Origin of the sequence: Microbulbifer sp. ALW1 (assembly GCF_009903625.1) — a bacterium.
Lineage (GTDB): Bacteria > Pseudomonadota > Gammaproteobacteria > Pseudomonadales > Cellvibrionaceae > Microbulbifer.
Map to the genome: position 1 here is coordinate 2,231,400 of NZ_CP047569.1, position 26,702 is coordinate 2,258,101.

Consider the following 26,702-nt stretch of genomic DNA (forward strand, 5'->3'; position numbering starts at 1 on the left):
CATGTTAGATATCTTACAGACAGCAGTCTGGGCCCTGGTGGCCCTCGGTGTCCTGGTGAGCTTTCACGAGTTCGGCCACTTTATCGTGGCGCGCTGGTGTGGCGTCAAGGTGCTGAGATTCTCCGTGGGCTTCGGCCGCCGGCTGTTTTCCCGCTACGATCGTCACGGTACGGAATTTACCATTTCCGCGATTCCCCTCGGTGGCTATGTCAAATTTCTGGACGAGCGCGAAGGGAGTGTGGCGCCCGATGAGCTGGATCAGACGTTCAACCGCAAAAGTGTCTGGGCGCGTATGGCGATTGCCGCGGCGGGTCCATTTGCCAATTTTCTGCTCGCCATAGTGCTCTTCTGGGGCGTGTTTATGGGCGGGACTTCCGGCCCTGTGCCGGTGGTGGATGAGGTGGAGGCCGGTAGCCTGGCCGCCTATGCCGGGCTGGAGTCTGGTCAGGAAATTCTTGCCATCGACGATCAGCCAACGCCCACCTGGCAGGCGCTGAACTGGCAGCTTGCCAACCGACTGGGTGATAGCGGGCATATCAAGTTTTCCGTGCGCTACCCGGATTCCTCCCTTGAATACCACATGTATGCGGATATTGACCGCTGGCTGGCCGGGCAGGAAGTGCCCGATCCTCTGCAGGAAATCGGCGTCAAGTTGTGGGTGCCCTCAGTCGGTATGAAACTGAGCCAGGTGGTGCCCGACAGTCCGGCAGAGCAGGGCGGTTTGCAGGCGGGTGATGAAATTATCGCCAGTGATGGTCGCGAGTTTGACAGCTGGGATGCCTGGACCACTTATATCAAGGCGCGTGCTGAGCAAGCGGTCAGGGTCTCGGTGCTGCGCGATGGCACCGAGTTGGATGTCAGTGTTACCCCGGAAGCCGTGACACTCGAAAATGGCGATGAAATAGGCCGTATCGGTGTGCTGCCGGTGGGTGCCGCCTGGCCGGAAGATCGCGTGCGCCGATATCACTACGGTGTGCTGGGCGCCTTCAGTAAAGGACTGGAGGAAACCTGGAGCAAGACAGTATTTACACTGCAAAGCCTGAAGAAGCTGCTTTTCGGGCAGCTCTCCACCCGTAACTTGAGTGGCCCAATTACCATTGCTAAAGTGGCCGGCACTTCGGCGGATGCTGGCTGGCAGTCATTTTTATCACTGCTGGCGCTACTGAGTATCAGCCTTGGCGTATTGAACCTGCTGCCAATCCCGGTTCTCGACGGCGGGCACCTCCTCTACTACGGTATTGAGGCCATAAAGGGGTCCCCTGTGTCTGAGAAGGTACAGATGATTGGCCTGCAGGTTGGTATGGCCATGGTACTGGGGATCATGGCGCTGGCGCTGTACAACGACATATTGCGCCTCTAACTCGAAATATTGTGTCTTCGGGGCTCCACTGGTGGTGAGTCCTGAAGCCTATTGATGGTTGAACGGGCCCTTTGGCCCGGCTGGAATTGCGAATAAAAACTCGGAACTAGTAGATGAAAGATTTCCTGAAAGCGGCTTCGCTTGGTTTGGCACTGCCGATTGCTGCCTATGCCCAGTCGTTTGTAGTCAACGATATTCGCGTGGAAGGCCTGCAGCGGGTTTCGGCGGGTACTGTTTTTGCCGCATTGCCAGTGCGGGTTGGCGATCAGATTGAAAGTGTGGAAATTCAGAGTGCCACTCGCGCCCTGTTCCGCACCGGTTACTTTCAGGACATCCAGATCGGCCGTGAGAGTGGCGTGCTCGTCATCACGGTGCGCGAGCGCCCGGCGATCTCCAAAATCGAAATTACCGGTAACAAGGCGATCAAGACCGAAGATCTGCTCAAGGGCATGAACGACAACGGGCTCGCCGAAGGCCAGATTTTCAAGCGCGCCACCCTGGAAGGTTTGGCGCAGGAACTGCAGCGTCAGTATGTTGCCCAGGGTCGCTACGGCGCCAGTGTCAAAACCGAAGTCAAAGAGCTGCCGCGCAACCAGGTTGAGTTGAAGGTCGTGGTGGATGAAGGCTCGGTGGCCGCGATCAAGCACATTAATGTGGTCGGCAACAGCGCCTTTTCCGATGAGGAGCTGGGGGAAATTTTTGAACTCCAGACCACCGGCTGGCTGTCCTGGCTGAACAGCGACGACAAATACTCACGGGAAAAACTCACCGGCGACCTCGAGCGCCTGGAATCCTATTACCTCGACCGCGGTTACCTCGAGTTCAAAATCGACTCCACCCAGGTTTCCCTGAGCCCGGACAAGCAGAGTGTATTCATCACCATCAATATCACAGAAGGTGACGTTTACACCGTGTCGGATGTGGAGCTTGCCGGCGACCCTGTGGTGACTGAGGAAGAAATTCGCCGCTTGCTGCTGGTGCGCAAGGGACAGACCTTCTCTCAGGTTTTGATGACCACTACTTCCGATTACATTACCAAGCGACTTGGCAATGAGGGCTATACCTTCGCGGAAGTGAACGGTATGCCGGAGGCCAATGAAGAAGATAAAACGGTTAAGGTGACCTTCTTCATCGACCCGGGTAAGCGCGCTTACGTGCGTCGGATTAATTTCCGCGGCAATACCCGCACATCGGATGACGTGTTGCGCCGGGAAATGCGTCAAATGGAATCCGCGTCTGCTTCCTCCGCGCGTATCGAGCAGTCCAAGGTACGACTGGAGCGCCTCGGTTACTTTAAAGAAGTGCAGGTGGAAACCACCGAAGTACCGGGTACTTCCGACCAGATCGATGTTGAATACACCGTAGAAGAGCAGCCGTCCGGCACCATCGGCGGCACCGTGGGTTACGCTCAGGGTAGCGGCCTGGTGCTGGGTGCCAACGTGCAGGAGAACAACTGGCTGGGTACCGGCAAATCCGTCGGCTTTGCGGTCAACACTTCCCGATACCAGTCGGTGGTGAACTTCTCCTACACCGACCCTTACTTCACACCGGATGGCGTAAGCCGCGGTTTCAACGTGTTTTATCAGGAGCGGGATTACTCCGAGATCAACCTGTCCAGCTATAACACCACCACCTACGGTGCGGGCCTGAGCTTCGGTTATCCGATCTCTGAAATCTCCCGTGTTGGCCTGAATATCGGTTTTAACCACCTGGAGCTGAGTACACACAGCAACTCTGTACAGGAAATTATTGCCAGCCCGCGTCCGGATGCCGGTGTCACCGGACAGGTTTCTCAGGATGACCTGGCGGCTATTTCGGAAGAGTTGGCGGAAGCGGTGGATACCGACGTCAACCTCGACCTGAGTATGCCGGTGGATACTTCGCTGCTGAATACGAATCTGAACGGATTTGTGGATCTGTATGGCGATGAGTTCGATACCTGGTCTCTGACGACCTCCTACGCGCGCTCCACCTTGAACCGCGGTATTCTTGCGACCCGAGGCGCGTCTCAGCGCGCCTCTCTGGAGATCGCGCTGCCGGGAGGGGATCTCGAGTACTCCAAATTCATTTATACCGCGCAGTACTTCCGCCCGCTGACCAAAGACCTGACCCTGCGTCTGCGCACTCGCCTGGGCTACGCGGATGGTTACGGCGATACCGAGCAGATGCCGTTCTTTGAAAACTTCTACGGTGGTGGCTTCGGCTCTGTGCGCGGCTTCGAGCGCAACACCCTCGGTCCGCGCTCAACGCCGGCGGAGACCTACAGCCTGGTGAGCTGTGCGGTTGAAGACGGGGTTTACTCCAAGGCCTGTTACGTACTGGATCCGGATACCGGTGAACTGGTTACCCAGTCAACGGGTCGTAGACCACAGCCATTTGGTGGCAATATCCTCGTAGAAGGTAGTGCCGAGGTGATTTTCCCGATTCCGTTCGTGAAAGATCAGCGCTCCATGCAGTCTGCGTTTTTTGTGGATGCGGGTAATGTTTTCAGCACTAGCTGTGGCGTATCTCAGCTCAACTGTTACGATATTGACGCCCGGTACATTAATGTGTCCGCCGGTATCGGCCTGACCTGGATTACCGGCTTTGGTCCGCTGACCTTCAGTCTGTCCAAGGCGCTGGAGCAAAACGAGGACGACGATGTGGAAGTGTTCCAGTTCTCACTGGGTAACAGCTTCTAACTCGCGCAGCGTCACCAGTGGTGATCCAATGCTTCGGCAGTCACCAGGTGAACAGTACAACGATTCAATAATAACGGGCACTCAGAGGAGTGCCGCAACTTACAGAGATACGGAGAATTAACGTGTTCAAACTTGTTAAAACAAGCGCAATCCTGCTGGCAGGCCTTCTGTTTACTGGCGCAGCTGTGGCGCAAACCAAGGTGGCTGTGGTCAACATCCAGGCTGCAATCATGAGCACAGAGAAAGCGACTTCAAAAATCAATGCGCTGAAAACCAGCTCCGAGTACTCGCAGCTGCAAAACAGTGCGGAAGGTATTCGCGCGGAAGTGCAGAAAATGGCTGAAGACGCGCAAAAAAACGGCGTTACCTGGTCTGACGAGCAGAAAGCAGAACAGCAGCGCAAAATGAATTTCAAGCGCTCTGACTTCGAGACCGCGGTGAAAAAGCTGCGCGCAATGGAAGGCCAGGCCGTTCAGGAAATCCAGAAAGACCTGTTGCCGAAAGCCAAGGCGGCCCTGGAAGCAGTGATCAAAGAGAAGAAACTGGACTTGGTACTGGATGCCAATGCGGCAGTTTACGCCGGTACCGGTGCGAACCTGACCGAAGAAGTGGTCAAGCGCCTGAACGCGGCGAAGTAATTTTACGGCAAGTTCCCGCGATTAGAATTCATGACAAAGAGCAAACAGCCAACACTGGCGCAGTTGGCTGAAACGCTGGGCGCGCAGTTGCGCCTGGCGGATGGGGCCGGCGGTGACCAGATCCCGTCTGGCCTGAATACCCTGCAAGACGCCAGTGACAGTGAAATCAGTTTCCTGGCCAGTGCCAATTACCGGCGTTTCCTGGCAGATACCCGCGCCTGTGCGGTACTGGTTACCGAGGATCAGGCCGAGACTTGCCCTGTCACCGCGCTGATCGTATCCAACCCCTACCATGCCTTTGCCGTTGCAACGGCGATTTACGATAACGCACCGCAATATTCTGCGGGTATTGACGCGCTGGCTTCGGTTCATCCGACGGCAGACGTCGATGCCAGTGCCTATATTGGTCCTGGTGCCGTAATCGAGGCGCATACGAAAATTGCGGCGGACGCGATTATCGGTCCGGGTTGTGTGGTCGGTGCCGGTAGTGAAATCGGTGCGCGAACACGCCTGTTTCCGGGAGTGGTTATCTACCACGGTTGTTTTATTGGCGCAGACTGCATCATCCACAGCAACACCATCATCGGCGCAGATGGCTTTGGTTTCGCCCCCAGCCAGGGGCGCTGGACCAAGATCCACCAGCTCGGCGGTGTTGAAATCGCTGATGAAGTGGAAATCGGTGCATGCAGTTGTATCGATCGCGGCGCACTGGGAAATACCCAGATCGGCCGTGGGGTGAAGATCGACAACATGGTGCAAATCGCTCACAATGTGCAAATTGGTGACTACACAGCCATGGCAGCTTGCTCCGCGGTAGCGGGCAGCGCAATCATCGGTAAACACTGCACCATTGCTGGCGGCGCGGGGATCGTTGGTCACGTAACCATCGCCGATCGCAGTCATGTCACTGCCCGTACGTTGGTTACTAAATCTATCGAAGCGGCTGGTTCTTACTCCAGTGGCACACCTTTCTCTGAAAGCCGCTCCTGGCGAAAGAATGCGGTGCGTTACGGGCAGCTGGATCAGATGGCTCGCCGGCTTACTGCGCTCGAAAAGGCGCTAGAGCAGGCGCAGGGCGAAGAGTGACCCGGGGATAGATACCCTTGGATAGATACCCTCGGGGAAAACTGTCCCTGATGGGCGCGATTGCCGCAAGGGCGCGCGCGCCAAAAATTTTTTATTGTTTAAATTCGGGGCGTACGACGCCCCGAAGTGGTTTCTGGGAACAATTTGCCATGATGGACGTACAAGAAATTCGTCAATACTTGCCGCACCGCTATCCTTTTCTTCTGGTTGATCGCGTTGTCGAACTGGAAGAGGGGAAATCAATCACGGGTTACAAGAATATCTCGATCAATGAAGAGGTGTTCAATGGCCACTTCCCCGAGATGCCGATTTTCCCCGGTGTAATGATTGTGGAGGCGCTGGCTCAGGTTTCCGGCATCCTCGGTTTTAAAACTCTGGGGCAGAAGCCGGAAGATGGCTATCTCTACCTATTCGCCGGTATCGACAATGTGCGCTTCAAGCGTCAGGTAGTCCCGGGTGACCGACTGCAGCTGGAGTCGGTGGTGGTGTCCGAGCGTCGCGGTATCTGGAAATTTGCCGGTAAAGCTAGCGTTGATGGGGAACTCGCGGCATCGGCCGATATTCTCTGCGCGGTCAAAAAGATCTGATCCATCACTCAGGCAGAAATGAGTCACAATGATCAGGCTTCATTGTGACCAAATTGTTTTTTATGTTCGTCGGTTGGGGTTAGAGTATCGGCGCCAAAAGCGACGCCGGTACCCGCCTGTAGTGGGCCAAGGGCCGCGGAGCGAAACCCCGAGCCGGTGAGGAGAAAGCCACAGAATGCAGACCAGAATTCACCCGACCGCGATCGTCGATGACTCGGCAACGATTGGTGAAGGGGTGCAAATCGGCCCCTATTCGATCGTGGGCCCGGACGTGGAAATTGGCGACGGCTGTGAAATCGCATCCCACGTGGTGCTCAGTGGGCCCACCAAGCTAGGCAAGAACAACCGCATCTACCAGTTTTCCTCTGTTGGCCAGGATACCCCCGACAAAAAGTACCAGGGGGAGCCTACAACGCTGGTGATTGGCGATAACAATGTGATTCGCGAAGGGGTCACCATCCACCGTGGAACCGTCCAGGATCGCGGTGAAACCACCATTGGCAATGACAATCTGCTGATGGCCTACGCCCATATCGGTCACGACAGTGTCATCGGTAATCACACCATCCTCGTAAACAATGTTGCCCTGGCGGGGCATGTGTATGTGCGCGACTGGGCCATCCTCAGTGGGTATACCCTGGTACACCAGCACTGCACCATTGGCGAGCACGCCTTTACTGGTATGGGCGCGGGCATTGGCAAGGATGTGCCGGCTTATGTCATGGTTGCTGGCAACCCGGCCGAGGCCAAAACCATTAATGCCGAAGGGTTGCGCCGCCGGGGATTTTCCCGTGAAGAAATTGCGCTGATCAACAAGGCCTACAAAATTGTATACCGTCGCGGTCTGACCACAGACGAGGCGCTGGAATCTCTCGCGCAGTTGCGCCAGGAGTCTGCCGTCATTGAGCCCTGGATTGACTCTCTCAAGAACTCCGCACGCGGTATCGTCCGCTAATTGCCGGTAGCGAGGTAACGCTGTGTCAAAGCAGGGATCAGTGCTGCGTGTCGGCATGCTCGCCGGCGAGGCGTCCGGCGATATTCTGGGGGCCGGGCTCATTGCCGCTCTTCAGAAGCGTTTCGATAAAGTCGAGGTAGTCGGCATCGCCGGGCCGCGGATGCAGGCGTTGGGCGCTGAGTCGCTGTTTCCGATGGACCGCCTTTCGGTGATGGGCCTGGTGGAGCCGCTGAAGCGGTTGCCGGAGCTGCTGAAGATTCGCCGTTCCCTGCGGCAATATTTCATTGCCAATCCGCCCGATGTTTTCATCGGCATTGATTCCCCGGATTTCAATCTCGGCCTCGAAGAATCCCTGCGCTCTGAGGGTATCCCTACGGTGCACTATGTCAGCCCTTCCGTGTGGGCCTGGCGCCAGGGGCGAATCAAGAAGATCGCGCGCGCTGTGGATCATATGCTCACGCTGCTGCCATTTGAGGCAGATTTTTATCGGGAACACGAGGTCCCGGTGACTTTTGTAGGGCACCCGCTGGCGGATGAAATACCGCTGGATGTGGATGTGGTCGCCGCCAAACGGGCATTGGGGTTTTCTCCGGACGACGAAGTCGTGGCGTTGCTTCCGGGCAGTCGCGGTGGTGAAGTGCGCTTGCTGGGCCCGCTGTTTTTGCAGGCCGCGCTGTGGTGCTCCCAGCGTCGCGGCAATCTGAAGTTTGTATTGCCGGCGGCCAGTGCCGAGCGCAAAGCGCAGCTGGAGCAACAGTTGTCGCAGTTACCGGGCATCGGGGATTTGCCCCTGACCCTGTTGGATGGCAACTCGCAGCAGGCGCTGGCCGCAGCAGATGCGGTACTGATTGCCTCCGGCACGGCCACCCTTGAAACCATGCTGATGAACAAGCCGATGGTGGTGGCCTACAAAATGGCCGCGCTGTCATATGCGATCTTTTCGCGGATGTTGCACACGCCTTGGGTTTCCCTGCCGAATCTGTTGGCCCAGAAAGAGCTGGTGCCGGAAATACTCCAGGATGACGCTACCCCCGAGGCATTGGGTGCTGCGATATTGAACTACTTCGATGACCCGCTTCTGGGGGACCGATTGCGCAGGGAGTTCAGTGAGCTGCACCAGGAATTGCGACGCGATGCCTCAGAAAAGGCCGCAGATGCAATCTGTAACCTGATTTCCCCTTAATTTTTCGAGCGATTTCTGTTCGCTCTTCCGATAAATATCCGGCCTGTTTCTCGATGAAAACCAAGTCTACTTTGCCTCCTTACGTCAGCCCTTACTCTGGTACTTTGCTCGCCGGTGTGGATGAGGTCGGCCGGGGTCCTCTGGCGGGGGATGTAGTTGCGGCTGCCGTGATACTGGATCCTGAAAACCCGGTGGTGGGCCTGGCCGATTCGAAAAAGCTGACAGAGAAGAAGCGCGAGTTATTGTTTGATGAAATTCGGGAAAAGGCGCTTGCGTTTGCTGTTACCCGCGCAACCGTAGAAGAGATCGACCAGCTCAATATTCTGCACGCCAGTCTGCTGGCCATGAAGCGGGCGGTGGAACAGTTATCCGTGCAGCCGGAATTCGTCCTCGTGGATGGCAACCGCAAGCCCAACTGGCACTATGCCTGCGATACGGTGGTCAAGGGGGATGATCGGGTCGCTGCGATTGCCGCAGCCTCGATTCTTGCCAAGGTCACGCGGGATCGCGAAATGGTCGCGCTGGACAAGGAGTACCCGGGTTACGGCCTCGCGGGGCACAAGGGTTATCCCACAAAGGTGCATATGGAGGCGCTGGAGCGCCTGGGAGCAAGCGATATTCATCGCAAGAGCTTTGGGCCAGTGCGCCGCCAGCTGGAGCTGATCTGACGGCGCTAGGAAAATGTTAAGAAGGCGACCGCGGACGGGCGATGATCAAGCTGTCGCCCCGGTTTAGCTGCCGGCCTTTTTAACCCGGGCGCTGGTGATCATCTTGTCGGACACCTCGACAATCTCGATCAGGTAGTCCTGGATATACAGGCTGATATTGCCTTCGGGGATACTCTCAAGGTGTTCCATGATCAGTCCGTTGAAGGTCTTGGGGCCGTCAGTGGGCAGTTCCCAATGCAGGGTGCGGTTGATTTCCCGAATGGAAGTGCCGCCATCCACCAGGTACCAGCCATCGTCCTGGGCGATGATTTCCTCGTCGTCACTGGGCACCGGGCTCGCGGTGAAATCCCCCACAATCTCTTCCAGCAAGTCTTCCAGGGTTACGATGCCCATGACCTCGCCGTATTCGTCGACCACCAATCCCATACGTCGCTTTTTCTGCTGGAAGTTCATCAGTAGCGTGGGGAGTGGTGTGGCTTCCGGTACGAAGTAAGGTTCGTTCAAATGTGACTTCAGGGTCTCTGCGGTCAGGGTTTCCGGGCCATCGCGGAGTATCTGCGCCGCGCGCCGCAGGTGCAGAATACCGACGACCTGGTTGATGTCACCGCGGTACACCGGCAGGCGGGTGAAGCTGCTTTCAGACAGCTGGTGCAGTATCTGTTCCGCGGAGTTGTCAAGGTCGACACCAATCACTTCATTGCGCGGAATCATGATGTCTTCCACCGTGGCCTGGTCCAGGTCCAGCACATTCAGCAGCATACCTTTGTGCTTGGTGGGGAGCAGGGCACCGGATTCAAACACCACCGAGCGCAACTCTTCCGGGGCAAGGTGTTCGGCCTCGGACTCTTTGCCGGCCTCAACGCCTACAAGGCGTGCCAGCCAGTTGGAGATACTGCCCACCAGCCATACAAAGGGGGAGAGCAGCCACAGCAGTGGTCGCAACACCAGGGTGGCGGGAAAGGCGATTTTTTCCGGGTGCAGTGCGGCGATGGTCTTCGGGGTTACTTCCGCGAAAATCAGAATGACCACGGTCAGGGCGGCGGTGGCATAAAAGACGCCCGCTTCGCCATAGAGCCGGGTAAATACAGCACCGGCGATGACCGACGCGAGAATATTGACCAGGTTGTTGCCGATCAGGATAACGCCGATCAGCTTGTCCGGCCGTGACAGCAGCTCGACCGCGCGCTTGGCGCCGCGGTGGCCGGTCTTGGCCTGGTGGCGCAGGCGATAGCGATTCAGCGCCATCATGCTGGTTTCGGAGCTGGAGAAGAAAGCAGAAATAACTATCAGCAGGCCTATCAGAGCGAAGAGTAGGCCGGGAGGCAGGTCGTTCAAGGGGGAACTCTTTTTATTGGGGTAGGGCGATATTGGAACAGATCGCAAGAGGTCGCAAGTCGGGCGACCTCAGCGTTGCGGGAAAAACACTTCCAGCGCCAGTTTACTGCCGAAAAACGCCAGCATCAGTATGGCAAAGGCCGACAGGGTCCAGCGCACCGCCGTGTTTCCACGCCAGCCCTTTTTCCAGTGTCCCCAAAGCAGGATGCTGTACAGGATCCACGCGAGTATCGACAGTGCGGTTTTGTGTACCAGGTGCTGCGCAAACAGGTCGTCCACAAACAGGGCGCCGGTGACCAGGGAGGCGGTCAGCAGCAGTTGCCCGAAAGCGACAAGCCCAAACAGCAGGCTTTCCATGGTCTGCAGGGGTGGCAGCAGCCGGCTGATGCCCGATGGGCGGTGGTTGTGCAGTTGCTGGTTTAGCCAGTAAAGATAGATGGCCTGCAGGGTTGCCAGTGTCAGCAGTGCGTAGGCAGAAATGGACAGCAGGGCATGAGCCGCAATACCCGGGGATATCTGGGAGCGCGGGGTTGCGCCTGCCCAGGCGTGCACCGCCGCCATTTCGGCCAGCGCCGCCAGCGGGGCTATGGCAAGAATCAGCAGCGTGAGTCTGTGGCGCAAGGACAGGCAGAGCAGCAGTAGGGCTACTGACCAGGTAATCAGCGACAGCATCGCCAGCAGATCGAAACGGAAGCCGTTGTCTGCCAGCAGGGTGAATTTGAGGGAAATACCGTGGGCAATGACGGCAAAGGCAAGCAGGCTCAACAACAGCGGCTGCCGCGCCGCTTGAGATTGGCGAGACAAGGCTGTGGCCGCTACTACTGTAGTGGCGATGTAGAGAGCGATTGCCGTCCAGTGGGCCAGAGTCGCCATGGAGATAGATCCGTCGTGCATTATCTGTTTAATCCGGGCCGGCAGTGTGTCACAGCGCGCCTGTGCTGGAAAGCCCGGCTGGGCTATACTGCCGCGTTTTTGGAGCCCCCGGACTTTGCCGGGGCGCCGCAGCTGGCCGAATTTACGATTTGAGAAGGTGATATGTTCGATAACCTGAGCGACCGTTTGTCGTCTGCATTGAAGAAAGTCACGGGTAAGGCTCGTCTGACGGATGACAATATCCGCGACACCCTGCGCGAAGTGCGCAAGGCGCTGCTGGAGGCGGATGTGGCCCTGCCGGTAGTGAAGGACTTTGTCCAGCAGGTGCGCACTGCGGCAGTGGGGCAGAAGGTCAGCAAGGCGCTGAACCCCGGGCAGCAGTTCGTCAAAATCGTGCAGGATGAGCTGGTCAAGGTGATGGGCGAGGCGGCGACGCCGCTGAACCTGGCGGTGCAACCGCCCGCGGTGATCCTGATGGCGGGCCTGCAGGGTGCCGGTAAAACCACCAGTGTGGCCAAGCTCTCCAAATACCTGCAGGAGCGTGAAAAGAAAAAGGTAATGGTGGTCAGTGCGGACGTCTACCGGCCGGCGGCGATCAAACAGCTGGAAACCCTGGCGGGCGAGGTGGGCGCAATTTTCCATCCGTCGCAGCCGGACCAGAAGCCAGTGGATATCGCCCGTGACGCCGTCGAGGCAGCGCGCAAACAGTTTGCCGATGTGCTGATCGTCGATACCGCGGGTCGCCTGCATATTGATGACGAGCTGATGGATGAGATTCGCGAACTCCACAGTGAGCTGAATCCGGCGGAAACCCTGTTCGTGATTGACGCCATGATCGGTCAGGACGCGGTAAATACCGCCAGCGCGTTTAATGACGCCCTGCCGCTGACCGGCGTAGTGCTGACCAAGGCGGATGGTGATGCCCGTGGTGGTGCCGCGCTGTCGGTGCGTCATGTGACCGGCAAGCCGATTAAATTCATTGGTGTTGGTGAAAAAACCGATGCCCTGGAAACCTTCCATCCGGATCGTATCGCCTCCCGGATCCTCGGCATGGGCGATATCCTCTCCCTGATTGAGCAGGCCGAGCAGACCATCGACAAGGCCAAGGCCGAAAAGCTGGTCAAGAAGGTGCAGAAGGGTAAGGGTTTCGATCTGGAGGATCTGCGCGACCAGCTGCAGCAGATGCAGAATATGGGTGGCCTTGGCGCCCTGATGGACAAGATGCCCGGCATGGGCGGCCTGGCGCAGGCGGCGCAACAGGCGGATATGGGCAAGGAGTTCCGCCGTATGGACGCCCTGATCGGTTCCATGACTCCGGAAGAGCGCCGCAACCCGGATATTCTCAGTGGTTCTCGCAAGCGCCGTATTACCGCGGGTTCCGGCACCCAGATCCAGGATCTGAACCGCCTGCTCAAGCAGCACAAGCAGATGGGCAAAATGATGAAAAAGCTCAAGGGTGGCGGCATGAGCAAAATGATGCGCGGTCTCGGCGGCCTGCCTGGTATGGGTGGCGGTGCCGGTGGTGCCGGTGGCATGGGCGGGCTGGGCGGTATGCCTGGCGGCCTGCCGCCGGGCTTCCGCAAGAAGTAACGGCGGGCTTTGGCTGGCGGCCTCGATGGGATGGAATGTGCTGGTACCAGGCGGGGATATTCGCCGCTATACAAACCAGATTCCGTACATTAGAATACGCCGCCTTCCAGCAGGCCTTGGCCGCTGGACTATCGATTTTAAACCGATGATTTAAAAGCAGATTCCTGCAGTAGCGGGGTCTGAATTACCGCCGTGAGGCGGGATGTACCGGTCGCCCAGTGTGACCGGCAAGTGTTGAAACTACAGGATAGCTACATGGTAACCATTCGTTTGGCTCGTGGCGGTGCGAAGAAGCGCCCTTTTTATCACCTGACTGTTACTGACAGCCGCAAATCCCGCGACGGTCGTTTCATTGAGCGTGTTGGCTTCTTCAACCCGGTTGCCCGCGGTCAAGAAGAGCGTCTGCGCGTTGATCGCGAGCGCGTTGAGTTCTGGGTAGGTCAAGGCGCTCAGCTGTCTGATCGCGTCAGCAAGCTGCTGAAAGAATCTGCCTGATTCCTCTTTACCTGATTGTCTGAACTTTTGTCCGAACGCTGGGGTAGCTCCGTGACTGAACATTCGGTTGTTAGCGAAGATTTAGTCACCGTAGGGCGTATTACCGCGGTTTACGGGATCCGTGGCTGGTTGAAGGTGCACTCCTTTACCGAGCCCATGGAAAACATTCTGCAGTTTTCCCAGTGGTGGCTGCAGGACGCAAAGTCAGCCGGTCAGTGGCAGTCTCTCGATATCGATGGCGGCAAGCGCCACGGCAAAGGCCTCATCGTACATATCAAAGGAGTGGATGACCGCGACATCGCGGCCCAGTTCTGCCAGAGAGATATCGCCGTTGTCCGCAGCGAAATGCCGCAGCTGGATGAAGGTGAGTACTACTGGCACCAGTTGCAGGGGTTGCAGGTGGTGAGCCAGTTTGAAGGTCGCGAACATCGCTTCGGCGAGGTGGTGCGGCTGATGGAGACCGGAGCCAACGACGTAATGGTGGTTCGCGGTGGGGATGATGGGCGCGAGCGCCTGATTCCATACCTGCCTGGCGAATTCATTACCGACGTGGATCTGGAGGCCGGCGTAATTACCGTCGATTGGGACCCAGAGTTCTGATGGCGGCCAAGCGCGTGGCGCTGGTGAGTATCTTTCCGGAGATGTTCGCCGCACTGACCGACTACGGTATCAGTGGGCGGGCGGTGAAAGATGGTTTGCTTGAAGTGCGCTGCTGGAATCCCCGGGATTTTACCAGCGACAGGCATCGCACCGTGGACGACCGCCCCTATGGTGGTGGTCCGGGCATGGTGATGTTGCCGGAACCGCTATCGCAGGCACTTACCGAGGCGCGTAGCTGGGCCGGAGAGACCGGTCCAGTAAGATCCATTTATCTGTCCCCCCAGGGGCGGCAGCTGGATCAGGGCGGTGTGGAGCATCTATCCGAGAGTGGGAACCTGGTCTTGCTGGCCGGTCGCTACGAAGGGGTGGATGAGCGCATCGTCGAGTCGCTGATCGATGAGGAATGGTCGATAGGTGATTATGTTCTGAGTGGCGGTGAGTTGGCGGCGATGGTGATGGTAGATGCGATCACCCGCTTGATACCCGGCGCTCTGGGGCACGACCAGTCTGCGGTGGAGGACTCCTTCGCCCAGGGATTGCTGGACTGCCCGCATTACACGCGCCCTGAAGATTATCGGGGCAAAAAGGTTCCGGAGGTTTTGCTTTCCGGAAACCACGAAAGAATACGCCGCTGGCGTCTCAAGCAAGCCTTGGGGCGCACGCAACAGCGCCGGCCTGATCTGCTTGAAAAGCTGGCGCTGAGCCCGGAGCAGGCAAAACTGCTGGACGAGTTCCTGCAGGAATTGCCGCCGGGAGAGCAGAATTAATATCGAATTCGCCGGGAGGCGTGAGTAATTCGGTGATCTAGCCGTGAGGCTACACAAAACCCTTTTGGAGAACTCCAAATGACCAACAAAATCATCCAGCAGCTGGAAAATGAACAGCTGAAAGCCGAAATGCCTGAGTTTGCCCCGGGCGACACCATTGTCGTTCAGGTAAAGGTAAAAGAAGGTAACCGCGAGCGTCTGCAGGCGTTTGAAGGTGTGGTAATTGGCAAGCGCAATCGCGGCCTGAACTCCTCTTTCACCGTGCGCAAAATCTCTCACGGCGTTGGCGTAGAGCGTACTTTCCAGACCCACAGCCCGCTGGTAGACAGCCTGACTGTTAAGCGTCGTGGTGACGTTCGTCAAGCCAAACTGTACTACCTGCGCAACCTGACTGGTAAAGCAGCGCGTATTAAAGAAAAACTCGGCTGAGTTTGTCTTTCGCGAAAAAAACCGGAGCTTGTCTCCGGTTTTTTTATGTCCAGAGAAAATATGCTGAAGGCGCGGGTTTTCGGCGGGTGTGATTAAATCGCAATATGAAAGGTTCCCAGGACTCAGTACTTCCACAGGAGGCCCAGCAGCAAATCGCTGCCTGGCTGGATTTGCTGTGGGCGGAGCAGGGCATCAGCGACCATACCCGTGCAGCTTACGGGCGGGACCTGAAGGCGTTCGCGGTATTTTGTGAGGGGGTCGGCAAGCCTCTGTGCCAGATTGCGCGCGAGGACATTCTGGATTATCTGGGGCAGCGCCATGCCGGCGGCCATTCCGCCCGCTCCAGTGCCAGGGCGCTCGCGGCGTTGCGCAGCTTCTACCGGCACTGTTTGCGCCAGAGGTTGATTGAGTATGACCCGGTGGCCCTGATTGATAATCCCAAGTTGCCCAAGCCGTTACCCAAGTCGTTGTCTGAGGCGGATGTGGAGGCGCTGCTGGCGGCGCCGGATACCGAGGCGGCTATCGGGCTGCGCGACCGGGCGATGCTCGAGCTGCTCTATGCCTGCGGGCTCAGGGTCAGTGAACTGGTGGAGTTGCGCATCTCGCAGCTCAACTTGCGTCAGGGGGTGGTGCGGGTATTTGGCAAGGGGCGCAAGGAGCGGTTAGTGCCCATGGGGCGGGCTGCCGAGCGCTGGTTACAGCGCTATTTGACGGTGGCGCGTCCGGAGTTGCTGGCAATGGGAGAGAGTGATGCCTGTTTTCCCGGCCGCGGTGGCAACCCGATGACCCGTCAGACCTTCTGGTATCGAATCAAGCATTGGGCGCAGGTGGCGGCGATTGATAAGCCGCTGTCACCGCATACGCTGCGCCACGCATTTGCGACACATCTGCTGAATCATGGTGCCGATTTGCGTGTGGTCCAGCTGTTGCTGGGGCATTCGGATCTTTCCACTACCCAGATCTATACGGCGGTGGCACAGGCGCGGCTGCAGTCCCTTCATGGGGAGCATCATCCACGTGGTTGAAGGTCGAGGCTGAATCGAGATTGAGCGCTGGCTGCGGGCATCTGTGTCCGCCAGGGAGACTTTTCGGTCGCGCTGTGGTTGCCGCTGGTCGAGAAAGTGGGGCGCGTCGGTGGTTTTGCGATCCCGGGTGTAGTAAAACGCGTCGTGTACTGCTCGGCAACATTGGTTTGGTGCCATACTGGGCTGGAACCGCGGGCCGCAGGGGCGGTCCAAAATAAAACGTTAATCCCCAGCCGCGAACACTGGCAGTCACAACGACGAATTATCTGGAGCGAATCGAACATGACCTTTCTTGCCAAGCCTCTGACTGCGCTCGTCGCTGCCGCCTCACTCCTGCTGGGGCAGGGTGCTGTTGCAGCAGTGGATGACGCTGTTGCCAAACAGATTAAGGCCAAGCTCTCCGCCGGAAACCCCCAGGCGAAATTTGGGGATGTGCGTGAAAGCCCTATGCCGGGGCTTTACGAGGTGGAAGTGAACGGCGGGAATGTATTGTTCGTATCCAAAGACGGCGGTCACTTCATCGCTGGAGACCTGTTCGAGGTCAAGCCGGAGCAGGTGGTAAATATCTCCGAGCAGCGCCGCGGACGTGCCCGCGCTGCGGTCATGGATCAGCAAGACCTGGACGATATGATCGTCTACTCCCCGAAAGGTAAGGCCAAAGCCCATATCTACGTCTTTACCGATGTGGACTGCGGTTACTGCCAGAAACTGCACAATGACGTGCCTGAGCTGAATCGTCGCGGTATTGAAGTGCGCTACCTGGCGTTTCCCCGTGCGGGCCTGAATTCCGTAGGCTATCGCAAGATAGCGACCGCCTGGTGTGCGGACGACCCCAACAAAACCCTCACCGATCTGAAAAACCGTAAAAACGTACCCATCAAAGTGTGTAACGACAACCCGGTTGCGGCGCAGTACAAGCTGGGGAACGAGGCGATTGATGTGCGCGGGACCCCGACCATTGTGATGGAAGACGGTACTGTGGTTCCCGGTTATCTGCCGCCGGATACGCTGGTCAAGGCGTTGGGTATCTGATACCGGACTAGTGGAGCGCTTGGGGGCTTCCCCGGTCGCATGAGAAAAGGTCGGCTCTGCCGGCCTTTTTTATGCTCCGGGTTTGAGGCTGGTTGCAGGTTTCTTGATCAGTCTGCGCAATTTTATTGACAATTTCCCCCCTGTCTCAGTAAGGTTGTCGACCTTTTTATGATTTATACGCCAGATATTGCGCTGCGATCTTTCGCAGCCATGCGCGGAGGGAAGTTGTGAGCGCATTCGCCGATGAAGCCACCAAGGTCTCAGAAAATTCTTTAGCTGCGGGTTCCGTACCGGCAGTGCGTATCGGTATTTGCGGTCTCGGGACCGTGGGTAGCGGTACCGTCAATGTTATGGCGCGCAATTGCGAAGAAATTGCCGCCCGTTGTGGCCGTCCGGTGGAGATCGTTCAGATTGGAGCCCGGCGTGATAACCCGGCCAGTGATACCAGCCGCCTGAACATCACTCGTGAGATTTTTGATGTCGCCAACAATCCCGATGTGGATGTGCTGGTTGAGCTGATCGGTGGCACTACGGTTGCCCGTGAGTTGGTATTAACGGCTATCGCCAATGGCAAGCATGTGGTTACCGCCAATAAGGCGCTGATTGCCGAGCACGGCAATGAACTGTTTGCGGCCGCTGCTGAGCGCGGCGTAACCATCGCTTACGAGGCGGCCGTGGCGGGTGGTATCCCGATTATCAAATCCCTGCGAGAGGGGTTGGTCGGCAACCGTATTCAGTGGTTGGCAGGCATCATCAACGGTACCGGCAACTATATCCTGACCGAAATGCGCGAAAAGGGCCGCAGCTTTGAAGAAGCGCTGGCCCAGGCCCAGGCCCTGGGCTATGCCGAGGCCGACCCGACCTTTGACGTGGAGGGTATCGACGCGGCGCATAAACTGGTGATCATGGCTTCTCTGGCCTTTGGCATGCCGCTGGCATTCGACAAGGTGTATACCGAGGGCATCAGCGGTGTTGCCAAAGAGGACATTCGTTATGCGGATGAGCTGGGATATCGCATCAAGCATCTGGGGATTGCCCGCCGTACCAACGACGGGGTGGAGCTGCGGGTGCACCCGACCCTGATCCCTCAGCGTCGCCTGATCGCCAACGTGAATGGCGTGATGAACGCGGTGCTGGTAAATGGCGATGCCGTCGGTCCAACCTTGTATTACGGCGCCGGCGCCGGCGCCGAGGCAACGGCGTCTGCCGTGATCGCAGACATTGTGGATGTAGCGCGCACCCTGCATGTGCGACCGGACCAGCGAGTGCCGCTGGCGGGTGTGACCCAGGATAGCCAGGGTGGTCTCGATGATGTGTTGCCCATGGGTGATACCGAAACCAGTTATTACATGCGTATTTCCGCGTTCGATAAACCGGGTGTCATGTCCCAGGTGGCGAAGATCTGCAGCGACCAGGGGATCAGTATCGAAGCGCTGATTCAGCATGAGCCGGCGGAAGACGAAGAGCTGGTACCGGTGGTCTTGCTGACCAGTCGGGCTAGAGAGTCACAGCTGCAAGAGGCGGTGAACCAGATCGAGGCCCTGGACAGCATCCAGGGGCCGGTAGTCCGCATCCGTGTAGAGTCTTTGGGCTGACCAGAAGACCTTGGGCGGGTGTGCCGTGCGCACCCGCCGCCTTCCCATTTTTAGCTAACTAGCCATAACGAAATCCAATCACTGTGAAATTTATCAGCACCCGCGGCCGTGCGCCGTCTCTCAGTTTTGCCGATACCGTACTGGCCGGCCTCGCCAGTGACGGCGGCCTTTACGTACCGGAAAAGCTTCCCCAGTTTAGTCGCGAAGAAATTGCCGAAATGGCGGGCCTGGATTACCAGGAATTGGCGTTCCGCATTATGTGGCCCTTCGTTTCGGAAGATCTGAGTGAAGAGGAGATGCGCGGTATTATCGAGCGCGCCTATGCCAATTTCCGCCACGATGCCATTGCGCCGCTGGTGCAGATCGGGCACAACGAGTGGGTAATGGAGCTGTTCCAAGGGCCGACCCTGGCGTTCAAGGACTTTGCCCTGCAGTTCCTCGGGCAGCTGTTTGACCTGTTGCTGAAAAAGCGTGGAGAAAAGGTCGTGGTATTGGGGGCAACCTCTGGTGATACCGGCTCTGCCGCCATCGAGGGTTGCCGTCACTGCGAAAACATCGACATCTTTATCCTGCATCCGCATAACCGGGTTTCGGAAGTGCAGCGCAAGCAGATGACCACGGTGCTGTCGGACAACGTGTTCAATATTGCTCTGGAAGGAAATTTCGATGACTGCCAGAACATGGTCAAAGCCAGTTTCGCCGACCAGTCCTTCCTGCCGGATGGGCGCCGTCTGGTGGCGGTCAACTCGATCAACTGGGCGCGGATCATGGCCCAGATCGTCTATTACTTCCACGCGGCGTTGAGCCTCGGCGGCCCCCATCGCCCGGTGAACTTCTCAGTGCCCACCGGTAATTTTGGGGATATATTTGCCGGTTACCTGGCGCGTGGTATGGGGCTGCCCATTAACCAGCTGGTGATTGCCACCAACGCCAACGATATTCTGCACCGCTGTATCAGCGCCAACGACCACTCGCCCCAGCCGCTGGTACACAGCCTGTCGCCGAGTATGGATATCATGGTGTCGAGCAACTTCGAGCGCCTGTTGTTCGACCTTTACGGCCGCGATGGCGCTGCGGTGGCCGAGCTGTTGGCCGATCGCACCGCACCCCTGAAACTTGATGACAAGATTCTCGACAATGCGCGGAAGCTGTTTGCCTCCGAGCGCGTTGATGATGAGCGCACTGTCGAAGTCATTCGCGAAGTATTTGCATCCACCGAGTATCTGCTCGACCCACACACCGCCATTGGCGTTGAAGCGGCACGCCGCGCGCGTAAATCCAAGGCGGAGCCCATGGTGTGCCTGGCCACAGCGCACCCCGCCAAATTCAGTGATGCGGTGGACAAGGCCTTGCCGGGCACCCAGGTGCCGCTGCCGCACCATATGCAGGACCTGATGCAGCGGGAAGAGCGGTTACAAGTGCTGGATAACGACCTGTCCGCGATACACGATTTTATTGCCCGCACACTGGGTTGAGTAAAGGCCGCCGGACGGTAGAATGACGTTTTGCCACGCCCAGTGGCAAACCCGATCAACCGACCCGACCGGAAGCCATGAGCGCAATCATCCGACGACGGCCAGTGGATTTGTCCACTGGCCGTTTTACGTCCTCTACCCCTGAAATCCTGCAACGTGTCCTGCTCGGTCGCGGGGTCAGCAGTGACGATGAGCTGGATCATCAGCTCACCCGACTGCACAGCCCGACTTCCATGCGCGGCGTGGAGGCGGCAGTGGCCTTGTTGGCGGACGCGGTACGCGAGCAGCACAAGATCCTGATTGTCGGTGACTTTGACGCGGACGGCGCTACCAGTAGTACGTTGGCGGTGCTGGCGCTGGGCGCGCTCGGCGCTGGGGCGGTAGATTTTCTGGTGCCCAATCGCTTTGAGTTTGGCTATGGCCTGACCCCGGAGATTGTCGAGGTTGCCCGGGAATACCATCCGGATCTCCTGATCACGGTCGACAACGGTATCAGCAGTATCGATGGTGTTGCCGCCGCCAAGGCCGCGGGCCTCAAGGTGATTGTCACTGATCACCATCTCCCCGGCAGTGAATTGCCGGAGGCGGATGCCATCGTCAATCCCAATCAGCCTGAGTGTGAATTCCCAAGTAAAAATCTCGCCGGCGTCGGTGTGATCTTCTATCTTCTCAGTCGCCTCAAAAGTGTGTTGCAGCAGCAGGGCTGGTTTGACGAGTCCGGGGTTGCCGCACCCAATATGGCGGAGTATCTGGATCTGGTGGCCCTGGGGACAGTGGCGGATCTGGTGCCACTGGACCATAACAACCGGGTGCTGGTGCACCAGGGTATTGCGCGTATTCGCGCCGGTCGCTGTCGCCCGGGTATCCAGGCATTGATGGAAGTGGCAGGGCGGGATCGCGCCCGCCTTTCCACCACGGACATCGGTTTTATCCTCGGGCCGCGTATTAATGCGGCGGGCAGGCTGGATGACATCGGCACTGGTATTCGCTGCCTGTTGACCCGGGACCCGCAGGAGGCGCGGGAGTTGGCTGCCGAGTTGGACTCGCTCAACCGCGACCGCAAGGCGATCGAGGCGGGGATGCAGCGTGAGGCGATGGCGGCGCTGGAAAAGCTGCAGTTGGGTGAACAGGGGTTGCCCTGGAGCCTGTGTCTGTACGATGCCGAATGGCACCAGGGCGTGGTGGGTATTCTTGCCAGCCGTATCAAGGAGAAGTACCACCGCCCGGTGATCGCTTTCGCCGATGGTGACAATGGTCTGATCAAAGGCTCTGCCCGCTCCATCCCCGGGCTGCATATTCGCGATGCTCTCAGCGATGTGGCCGCGGCGCAGCCACACTTGATCAGCAAGTTCGGTGGTCACGCAATGGCCGCGGGTCTGAGCCTGCCGGTGGAGAATCTTCCTGCGTTTACCGAGGCGTTTGAAACAGCGGTACGCAGCCGTCTGTCGGCGTCGCAATTGCAGGCGGTCATTGAGACCGACGGCGAATTGCGCGCTGATCAATTCTCAATGGAAACGGCGGCGGTATTACGCGCCTGTGCGCCCTGGGGGCAGGCGTTCCCCGAACCGGAGTTTGACGGTGAGTTTCTGCTGTTACAGCAGCGAATTGTCGGCGAGCGCCACCTGAAAATGGTCGTGGCGCCGCTCTCGGCACCGCAACTGGCACTGGATGCCATTGCCTTCAATATCGATGCGGATTTCTGGCCGGCCCAGGTTGAGAAGGTGCAGCTGGCGTACAAACTGGATATCAACGAGTTCCGCGGCCGTCAGTCCTTGCAGCTGATGGTCAGCCAAATAACCCCTGTGTAATTGTCAGTTGTGAGCGGCACCGCGATTGCGCGGTCCGTCGCATCTGCGTTGAAGTTGTTGTCAGGTAATTCCCATGAATCAAAAACAGGCAAAAGCCGAATTATTACTGGTGTTGGCAGCGCTTTTCTGGGGGCTCGCATTCGTGCCCCAGAAAATTGCGATGGCGCATATCGAGCCCCTGGCATTCAACGCCTGGCGCTTCTTTCTAGGTGGGCTGCTGCTGTTGCCGATTGTTTACTGGCTCTCATCCCGCCGGGACGTACAGCCGGGCGAGGAGGGCGGAGCGACCGTTCATCACCGCTGGCGCAAGTGCCTGCCCGGTGGCGCTGTGCTCGGTTTCTGGCTGTTTCTCGGCGCGGCACTGCAGCAGGCAAGCCTGCTGTACACCACCGCCGGTCGCGCCGGTTTTATTACCGGCTTCTACCTGCTGCTGGTGCCGGTGATCGGGCTGTCGCTGGGGCACAAGACCAATCGTTGGACCTGGGCCGGGATTGCCCTGGCCCTGTTTGGCCTTTACTGGCTGGCGGATTTCTCTGAGGAGGCGCAACTGATTGGGGACCTGATGGTGTTTGCGAGCGCGTTTGTATTCGCGATCCAGGTGCTGTCGGCCGATTACCTGGTGCATCGCTACGATGCACTGCGGTTGGCGGCGATCCAGTTTCTGGTGTGCGGACTGCTGTCTGCCATTGCGTCCTTCGTGGTGGAATCGCCTTCGCTGCAGGACGCTGTCGATGCCGCCTGGCCTATCGCCTATATGATGGTGTTTTCTACTGCTATTGCGTTCACCTTTCAGCTTCTGGGGCAGCGCAATGCGGCGCCTTCTCACGCCACGGTGATCATGAGTCTCGAATCGGTATTTGCAGTGGCGGCGGGCTGGTTGTTCCTGAACGAAATGCTGAGCGCGAAGGAGCTTGTCGGCTGTGGTTTGATGCTTGCCGGTATGGTGATCAGCCACTATGGCAATCACAACGGAACGCACCATTAATAGGTCGGTTTCTGCACATGATTGACTGGTCACTATTGGCGCTATTTGTGCCGACGTTTTTCTTCGTTTCCATCACGCCGGGCATGTGCATGACCCTGGCGCTCACCATGGGGATGGCCTTTGGCGTGCGCCGCACCCTGTGGATGATGCTGGGCGAGCTGTGCGGTGTCGCCGTAGTGGCGGTGTCTGCGGTGCTGGGTATCGCCGCCTTTATGCTGAAGTATCCAGGTGCCTTTCAGGTCTTCAAATACTGTGGCGGGGCTTATCTCACCTATCTGGGTGTTCAGATGTGGCGCGCTCGCGGGCGTATGGTGCTGGTGGAGTCAGCCACCGGTGCTCAGGCGCAGATTCCGGCCGTGAATATGGTGGTGCAGGGGTTCGTTACCGCGGTGGCCAACCCCAAAGGCTGGGCATTTTTTATTGCCTTGCTGCCGCCGTTTATTGATCAGGGTAAAGCGCTGCTGCCTCAGATAACGGTACTGCTCGGGATTATTCTGGGCCTGGAGTTTATCTGCATGCTGATTTACGCCAGTGGTGGTCGCACACTCAGCAAATTATTGCACCGGGGTGAAAATGTGCGCCTTATGAATCGTATCGCGGGCACCTTGATGCTGGGCGTGGGGGTATGGCTCGCGCTAAGCTGACGGTAGAGGGATCAAACTGAACATAAGGAGATGAGATGAAGGCTGGAAACGTGTTTGTGCCGCTGCTGATGGTTGTGCTGATGCTACTGGCAGGTTGCGGTGAGCGCGGTGCGCAAAAATCGGGTCAGGTGCCGCAGGCTGGCGCCAACGTTGAAACCGGATCGACTGCTGATCAGGCCGAGGAGGCGCCCACGTCTGAGACAGAATCCGCTGAAGGCAGTGTGCAGCTTGCGGATACCCTCTGGGTTATGCAGGCTCGCGGCAGCCGCCAGTGTGAAGGTGGCGGTCTGTCGGTAGAGCAGAGTCGCGGCAAACTGGTACAGGGTGGTATTACGGTCATTGAGTCCCGCTGCGGTGTGCGCAAGGACCGAATGTACCCCTCGGTATGCGGTGGTGCCACGGGCGATATCCTGTTACATCGAATAAAAACTGAATTGCTGGATGCCGCCCTGGAGTTGGGCTTTGATCCGGCGGGCAAGGTGCCTTACGAGTTTTCAAGCTGTAAGGACCGGGGAGCGGGCGGCCCGGTGGATCGATAAATGTTATTGCTCTGGACGTTTGGGGGGAATCCTGGTGGGAAGCAATCTCGATGCTTCGGGTCTCGGTATTGAGGAATTGGCGGCTGCGCTCGGCAGCGCCCTGCAACAGCTCAACTGGCGGGTAACCACAGCGGAATCCTGTACCGGTGGTGCCATTGCGGCCGCGATCACTTCCGTGGCGGGATCGTCCGCCTGGTTTGACGGCGCGGTGGTTTCATACGCGGACCGTATCAAGCGGGACTTTCTCGGTGTGGACCAGCTCGACCTGGATACCGTCGGCGCCGTCAGCGAGTCGGTGGCCCGGCAGATGGCAGTAGGGGTCTTGAATCGGCTGGACGCGAACCTGTCTGTTGCCGTTAGTGGTATTGCCGGCCCTGATGGTGGTAGTGAGGACAAGCCTGTGGGCACTGTCTGGATTGCCTGGGCGCACAGCCAGGGGCAGGAGCCCGTAGAGGCGGGCGCCGTGCGCATGCATTTTCACGGCGGCAGGAGAGATATTCAGCGGCAGACGGTGGCGGAAGCGCTTAAGCGGATGCTGGCGGTTGCCGAGGCCCACTGCAAATCGTGACTGGCTGGTGACTTTCGGCGGGTATTGCGGCGGGTATTTCACCGGGTTTTCCCTTCTCCCCGTTTCCTCTGGCCGTCGCTGGGCTAATTCCGGATTACTGGTTGCTTATACAGTAATTTTTCTCTAAGCTTCCCTCCCATCACCAAACGTCAAGTACACGGGAAGGGTCATGGATTCCAACAAAGACAAAGCTTTACAGGCGGCGCTGTCACAGATCGAGCGCCAGTTCGGCAAGGGCACCGTCATGCGCATGGGGGATAAGGGCCGTGAGCGTATCCCCGCGATTTCTACCGGCTCCCTCGGGCTGGATGTCGCCCTCGGTATTGGCGGCCTGCCTCGCGGCCGTATTGTTGAAATCTACGGTCCTGAATCTTCCGGTAAAACCACGCTTACCCTGCAGGTAATCGCCGAGGCTCAGCGCAAGGGCGGCACCTGTGCCTTCGTGGATGCGGAGCACGCGCTGGATCCAATCTATGCCGAAAAGCTCGGTGTCAATGTGGACGAGCTGATCGTATCCCAGCCGGACACCGGCGAGCAGGCGCTGGAAGTGGCCGATATGCTGGTGCGCTCCGGTGCGGTTGACGTGCTGGTCGTGGACTCCGTAGCGGCCCTGACCCCGCGTGCGGAAATCGAAGGTGAAATGGGTGATACCCACGTTGGCTTGCAAGCGCGTTTGATGTCTCAGGCCCTGCGCAAGCTGACCGGTAATATCAAGAACACTAATACCCTGTGCGTGTTCATCAACCAGATCCGGATGAAAATCGGGGTGATGTTTGGCTCCCCGGAAACCACTACCGGCGGTAACGCGCTCAAGTTCTACTCCTCTGTTCGCCTGGACATCCGTCGCATCGGCTCTGTGAAAGAGGGCGATGAGGTGGTGGGCAACGAAACCCGGGTCAAGGTGGTCAAGAACAAGGTGGCTCCACCCTTCAAGCAGACCGAGTTCCAGATCATGTACGGCCAGGGTATCAACCTGCTGGGTGAAATTGTCGACTACGGCGTGAAGTTGGGGCTGATTGACAAGGCTGGCGCCTGGTATAGCTACAAAGGCGACAAGATTGGTCAGGGTAAGGCCAATGCGGTGAAATTCCTGAAGGAAAATACCGATATTCGCAATGAAATCGAAGGCCAACTGCGTGCGCAGTTGCTGGAAGATGTCGCACCGGCACAGCCTGAAGAGCTGGAAGCTGCGGAAGACTGATCTTGTCTTCCCCCCAAGATACCATCGGCGGCAGCGTAGAGTGGCCGCCGGTGGAATCCCTCATAGATTCGACGGCCCCGGCGCTGTCACCATCCTCCGTATCTTCCCGGGGGGAGTCCAAAGCGCTCACCCAGGCCCTGTATAATGCGGCCATCGACCTCCTCTCACGTCGGGAGCACTCCTGTCAGGAGCTGCGCCGAAAGCTTTCCGCAAAGCACCCCGAGGCGAATTTCGACGAAGTACTGTCGCGGTTGCAGGCACTTAATTACCAGTCTGATCAGCGCTTTGCAGAGGTGTTCTGCCGCTCGCGGGTACAGCGGGGGCAGGGTCCTCTACGTATTCGCCGAGAGTTGCAACAGCGTGGTGTCCATGGCGATCTGATTGCCAGTGCTCTGGAACAGGTCGAAACGGACTGGTTTGCTCTGGCTGCCGAGGTGTTACAGCGCAAATTTCGCGGGGCAATCAATCCTGCACTGCCGCGCGACCAGCAATTCAAAGAGCGCGCCAAACGACAGCGTTACCTGGCTTACCGCGGCTTTTCCTCGGACGCTATCGCCTGGGCCATTGATGCAGATTGCTGACC

Annotated in this window: 26 protein-coding genes; 24 read left to right on the forward strand and 2 right to left on the reverse strand. The window is 58.1% G+C overall.

Features of this window, described 5'->3' with window-relative positions:
- Nucleotide 1 precedes the first annotated feature (1 nt).
- The 8 genes from rseP to rnhB all read left to right on the forward strand — a co-directional run bounded on the left by rseP (nucleotide 2) and on the right by rnhB (nucleotide 9,158).
- Nucleotides 2-1,360: an RIP metalloprotease RseP gene (gene rseP, locus GRX76_RS09160; RefSeq protein WP_160153040.1), complete on the forward strand. Its 1,359-nt coding sequence runs from the start codon at nucleotides 2-4 to the stop codon at nucleotides 1,358-1,360.
- A gap of 113 nt (nucleotides 1,361-1,473) precedes the next feature.
- Nucleotides 1,474-4,041: an outer membrane protein assembly factor BamA gene (gene bamA / locus GRX76_RS09165; protein WP_160153041.1), complete on the forward strand. Its 2,568-nt coding sequence runs from the start codon at nucleotides 1,474-1,476 to the stop codon at nucleotides 4,039-4,041.
- A gap of 122 nt (nucleotides 4,042-4,163) precedes the next feature.
- Entirely contained in the window at nucleotides 4,164-4,679 is a 516-nt protein-coding gene (locus tag GRX76_RS09170) for an OmpH family outer membrane protein (RefSeq protein WP_160153042.1), read from the forward strand.
- Between the two features lie 30 nt (nucleotides 4,680-4,709).
- The gene (lpxD, locus tag GRX76_RS09175) at nucleotides 4,710-5,765 is read left to right on the forward strand and encodes a UDP-3-O-(3-hydroxymyristoyl)glucosamine N-acyltransferase (RefSeq protein WP_160153043.1); all 1,056 of its coding nucleotides are present in this window, start codon (nucleotides 4,710-4,712) and stop codon (nucleotides 5,763-5,765) included.
- A gap of 149 nt (nucleotides 5,766-5,914) precedes the next feature.
- Nucleotides 5,915-6,352 (forward strand): 3-hydroxyacyl-ACP dehydratase FabZ, encoded by a 438-nt coding sequence (gene fabZ, locus GRX76_RS09180; protein WP_160153044.1) that lies wholly within the window; start codon nucleotides 5,915-5,917, stop codon nucleotides 6,350-6,352.
- Between the two features lie 175 nt (nucleotides 6,353-6,527).
- Nucleotides 6,528-7,307: an acyl-ACP--UDP-N-acetylglucosamine O-acyltransferase gene (lpxA, locus tag GRX76_RS09185; protein ID WP_160153045.1), complete on the forward strand. Its 780-nt coding sequence runs from the start codon at nucleotides 6,528-6,530 to the stop codon at nucleotides 7,305-7,307.
- Between the two features lie 55 nt (nucleotides 7,308-7,362).
- Nucleotides 7,363-8,490: a lipid-A-disaccharide synthase gene (gene lpxB, locus GRX76_RS09190; RefSeq protein ID WP_160154895.1), complete on the forward strand. Its 1,128-nt coding sequence runs from the start codon at nucleotides 7,363-7,365 to the stop codon at nucleotides 8,488-8,490.
- A 53-nt stretch (nucleotides 8,491-8,543) separates the two neighbouring features.
- A complete protein-coding gene (gene rnhB, locus GRX76_RS09195; protein ID WP_160153046.1) occupies nucleotides 8,544-9,158 on the forward strand; it encodes a ribonuclease HII in 615 nt (204 codons plus the stop codon).
- A gap of 63 nt (nucleotides 9,159-9,221) precedes the next feature.
- On the opposite strand, the gene GRX76_RS09200 is transcribed toward rnhB, so the two are convergent.
- Together GRX76_RS09200 and GRX76_RS09205 are read right to left on the reverse strand one after the other, a co-directional pair.
- Nucleotides 9,222-10,493: an HlyC/CorC family transporter gene (locus GRX76_RS09200; RefSeq protein ID WP_160153047.1), complete on the reverse strand. Its 1,272-nt coding sequence runs from the start codon at nucleotides 10,491-10,493 to the stop codon at nucleotides 9,222-9,224.
- Between the two features lie 69 nt (nucleotides 10,494-10,562).
- Nucleotides 10,563-11,387, reverse strand: coding sequence for an inner membrane protein YpjD (locus GRX76_RS09205; protein ID WP_236250610.1), 825 nt, complete (start codon nucleotides 11,385-11,387; stop codon nucleotides 10,563-10,565).
- A gap of 141 nt (nucleotides 11,388-11,528) precedes the next feature.
- Between GRX76_RS09205 and ffh the strand changes: the two genes are divergently transcribed.
- The 16 genes from ffh to GRX76_RS09285 all read left to right on the forward strand — a co-directional run bounded on the left by ffh (nucleotide 11,529) and on the right by GRX76_RS09285 (nucleotide 26,700).
- The gene (ffh, locus tag GRX76_RS09210; protein ID WP_160153048.1) at nucleotides 11,529-12,956 is read left to right on the forward strand and encodes a signal recognition particle protein; all 1,428 of its coding nucleotides are present in this window, start codon (nucleotides 11,529-11,531) and stop codon (nucleotides 12,954-12,956) included.
- Between the two features lie 255 nt (nucleotides 12,957-13,211).
- The gene (gene rpsP / locus GRX76_RS09215; RefSeq protein ID WP_160153049.1) at nucleotides 13,212-13,451 is read left to right on the forward strand and encodes a 30S ribosomal protein S16; all 240 of its coding nucleotides are present in this window, start codon (nucleotides 13,212-13,214) and stop codon (nucleotides 13,449-13,451) included.
- A gap of 51 nt (nucleotides 13,452-13,502) precedes the next feature.
- On the forward strand, nucleotides 13,503-14,051 hold the full coding sequence (gene rimM / locus GRX76_RS09220) for a ribosome maturation factor RimM (RefSeq protein ID WP_160153050.1): 549 nt from the start codon (nucleotides 13,503-13,505) through the stop codon (nucleotides 14,049-14,051).
- Nucleotides 14,051-14,818: a tRNA (guanosine(37)-N1)-methyltransferase TrmD gene (gene trmD / locus GRX76_RS09225; protein WP_160153051.1), complete on the forward strand. Its 768-nt coding sequence runs from the start codon at nucleotides 14,051-14,053 to the stop codon at nucleotides 14,816-14,818. Before rimM ends, trmD begins: the two co-directional genes overlap by 1 nt.
- A 78-nt stretch (nucleotides 14,819-14,896) precedes the next feature.
- Nucleotides 14,897-15,247, forward strand: a complete 351-nt coding sequence (rplS, locus tag GRX76_RS09230; protein WP_160153052.1) for a 50S ribosomal protein L19 — start codon at nucleotides 14,897-14,899, stop codon at nucleotides 15,245-15,247.
- Between the two features lie 104 nt (nucleotides 15,248-15,351).
- Complete coding sequence (xerD, locus tag GRX76_RS09235) at nucleotides 15,352-16,272, forward strand: site-specific tyrosine recombinase XerD (protein ID WP_160153053.1); 921 nt, start codon at nucleotides 15,352-15,354, stop codon at nucleotides 16,270-16,272.
- 282 nt (nucleotides 16,273-16,554) lie between these two features.
- Nucleotides 16,555-17,304, forward strand: coding sequence for a DsbC family protein (locus GRX76_RS09240; RefSeq protein ID WP_160153054.1), 750 nt, complete (start codon nucleotides 16,555-16,557; stop codon nucleotides 17,302-17,304).
- 350 nt (nucleotides 17,305-17,654) lie between these two features.
- A complete protein-coding gene (locus GRX76_RS09245) occupies nucleotides 17,655-18,899 on the forward strand; it encodes a homoserine dehydrogenase (RefSeq protein ID WP_370463954.1) in 1,245 nt (414 codons plus the stop codon).
- An 83-nt stretch (nucleotides 18,900-18,982) separates the two neighbouring features.
- The gene (thrC, locus tag GRX76_RS09250) at nucleotides 18,983-20,374 is read left to right on the forward strand and encodes a threonine synthase (RefSeq protein WP_160153056.1); all 1,392 of its coding nucleotides are present in this window, start codon (nucleotides 18,983-18,985) and stop codon (nucleotides 20,372-20,374) included.
- A 77-nt stretch (nucleotides 20,375-20,451) separates the two neighbouring features.
- Complete coding sequence (recJ, locus tag GRX76_RS09255; protein WP_160153057.1) at nucleotides 20,452-22,182, forward strand: single-stranded-DNA-specific exonuclease RecJ; 1,731 nt, start codon at nucleotides 20,452-20,454, stop codon at nucleotides 22,180-22,182.
- Between the two features lie 73 nt (nucleotides 22,183-22,255).
- Nucleotides 22,256-23,167 carry a DMT family transporter gene (locus tag GRX76_RS09260; protein WP_160153058.1) on the forward strand — a complete coding sequence of 304 codons (912 nt, stop codon included), beginning with the start codon at nucleotides 22,256-22,258 and terminating at the stop codon, nucleotides 23,165-23,167.
- A gap of 17 nt (nucleotides 23,168-23,184) precedes the next feature.
- Nucleotides 23,185-23,811: a LysE family translocator gene (locus GRX76_RS09265; RefSeq protein ID WP_160153059.1), complete on the forward strand. Its 627-nt coding sequence runs from the start codon at nucleotides 23,185-23,187 to the stop codon at nucleotides 23,809-23,811.
- A 35-nt stretch (nucleotides 23,812-23,846) separates the two neighbouring features.
- The gene (locus GRX76_RS09270; RefSeq protein ID WP_160153060.1) at nucleotides 23,847-24,350 is read left to right on the forward strand and encodes a hypothetical protein; all 504 of its coding nucleotides are present in this window, start codon (nucleotides 23,847-23,849) and stop codon (nucleotides 24,348-24,350) included.
- A 34-nt stretch (nucleotides 24,351-24,384) separates the two neighbouring features.
- The gene (locus GRX76_RS09275; protein ID WP_236250611.1) at nucleotides 24,385-24,918 is read left to right on the forward strand and encodes a CinA family protein; all 534 of its coding nucleotides are present in this window, start codon (nucleotides 24,385-24,387) and stop codon (nucleotides 24,916-24,918) included.
- Between the two features lie 169 nt (nucleotides 24,919-25,087).
- Nucleotides 25,088-26,119 carry a recombinase RecA gene (gene recA / locus GRX76_RS09280; RefSeq protein WP_160153062.1) on the forward strand — a complete coding sequence of 344 codons (1,032 nt, stop codon included), beginning with the start codon at nucleotides 25,088-25,090 and terminating at the stop codon, nucleotides 26,117-26,119.
- A gap of 2 nt (nucleotides 26,120-26,121) precedes the next feature.
- Entirely contained in the window at nucleotides 26,122-26,700 is a 579-nt protein-coding gene (locus GRX76_RS09285) for a regulatory protein RecX (RefSeq protein WP_236250612.1), read from the forward strand.
- Nucleotides 26,701-26,702: the final 2 nt, after the last annotated feature.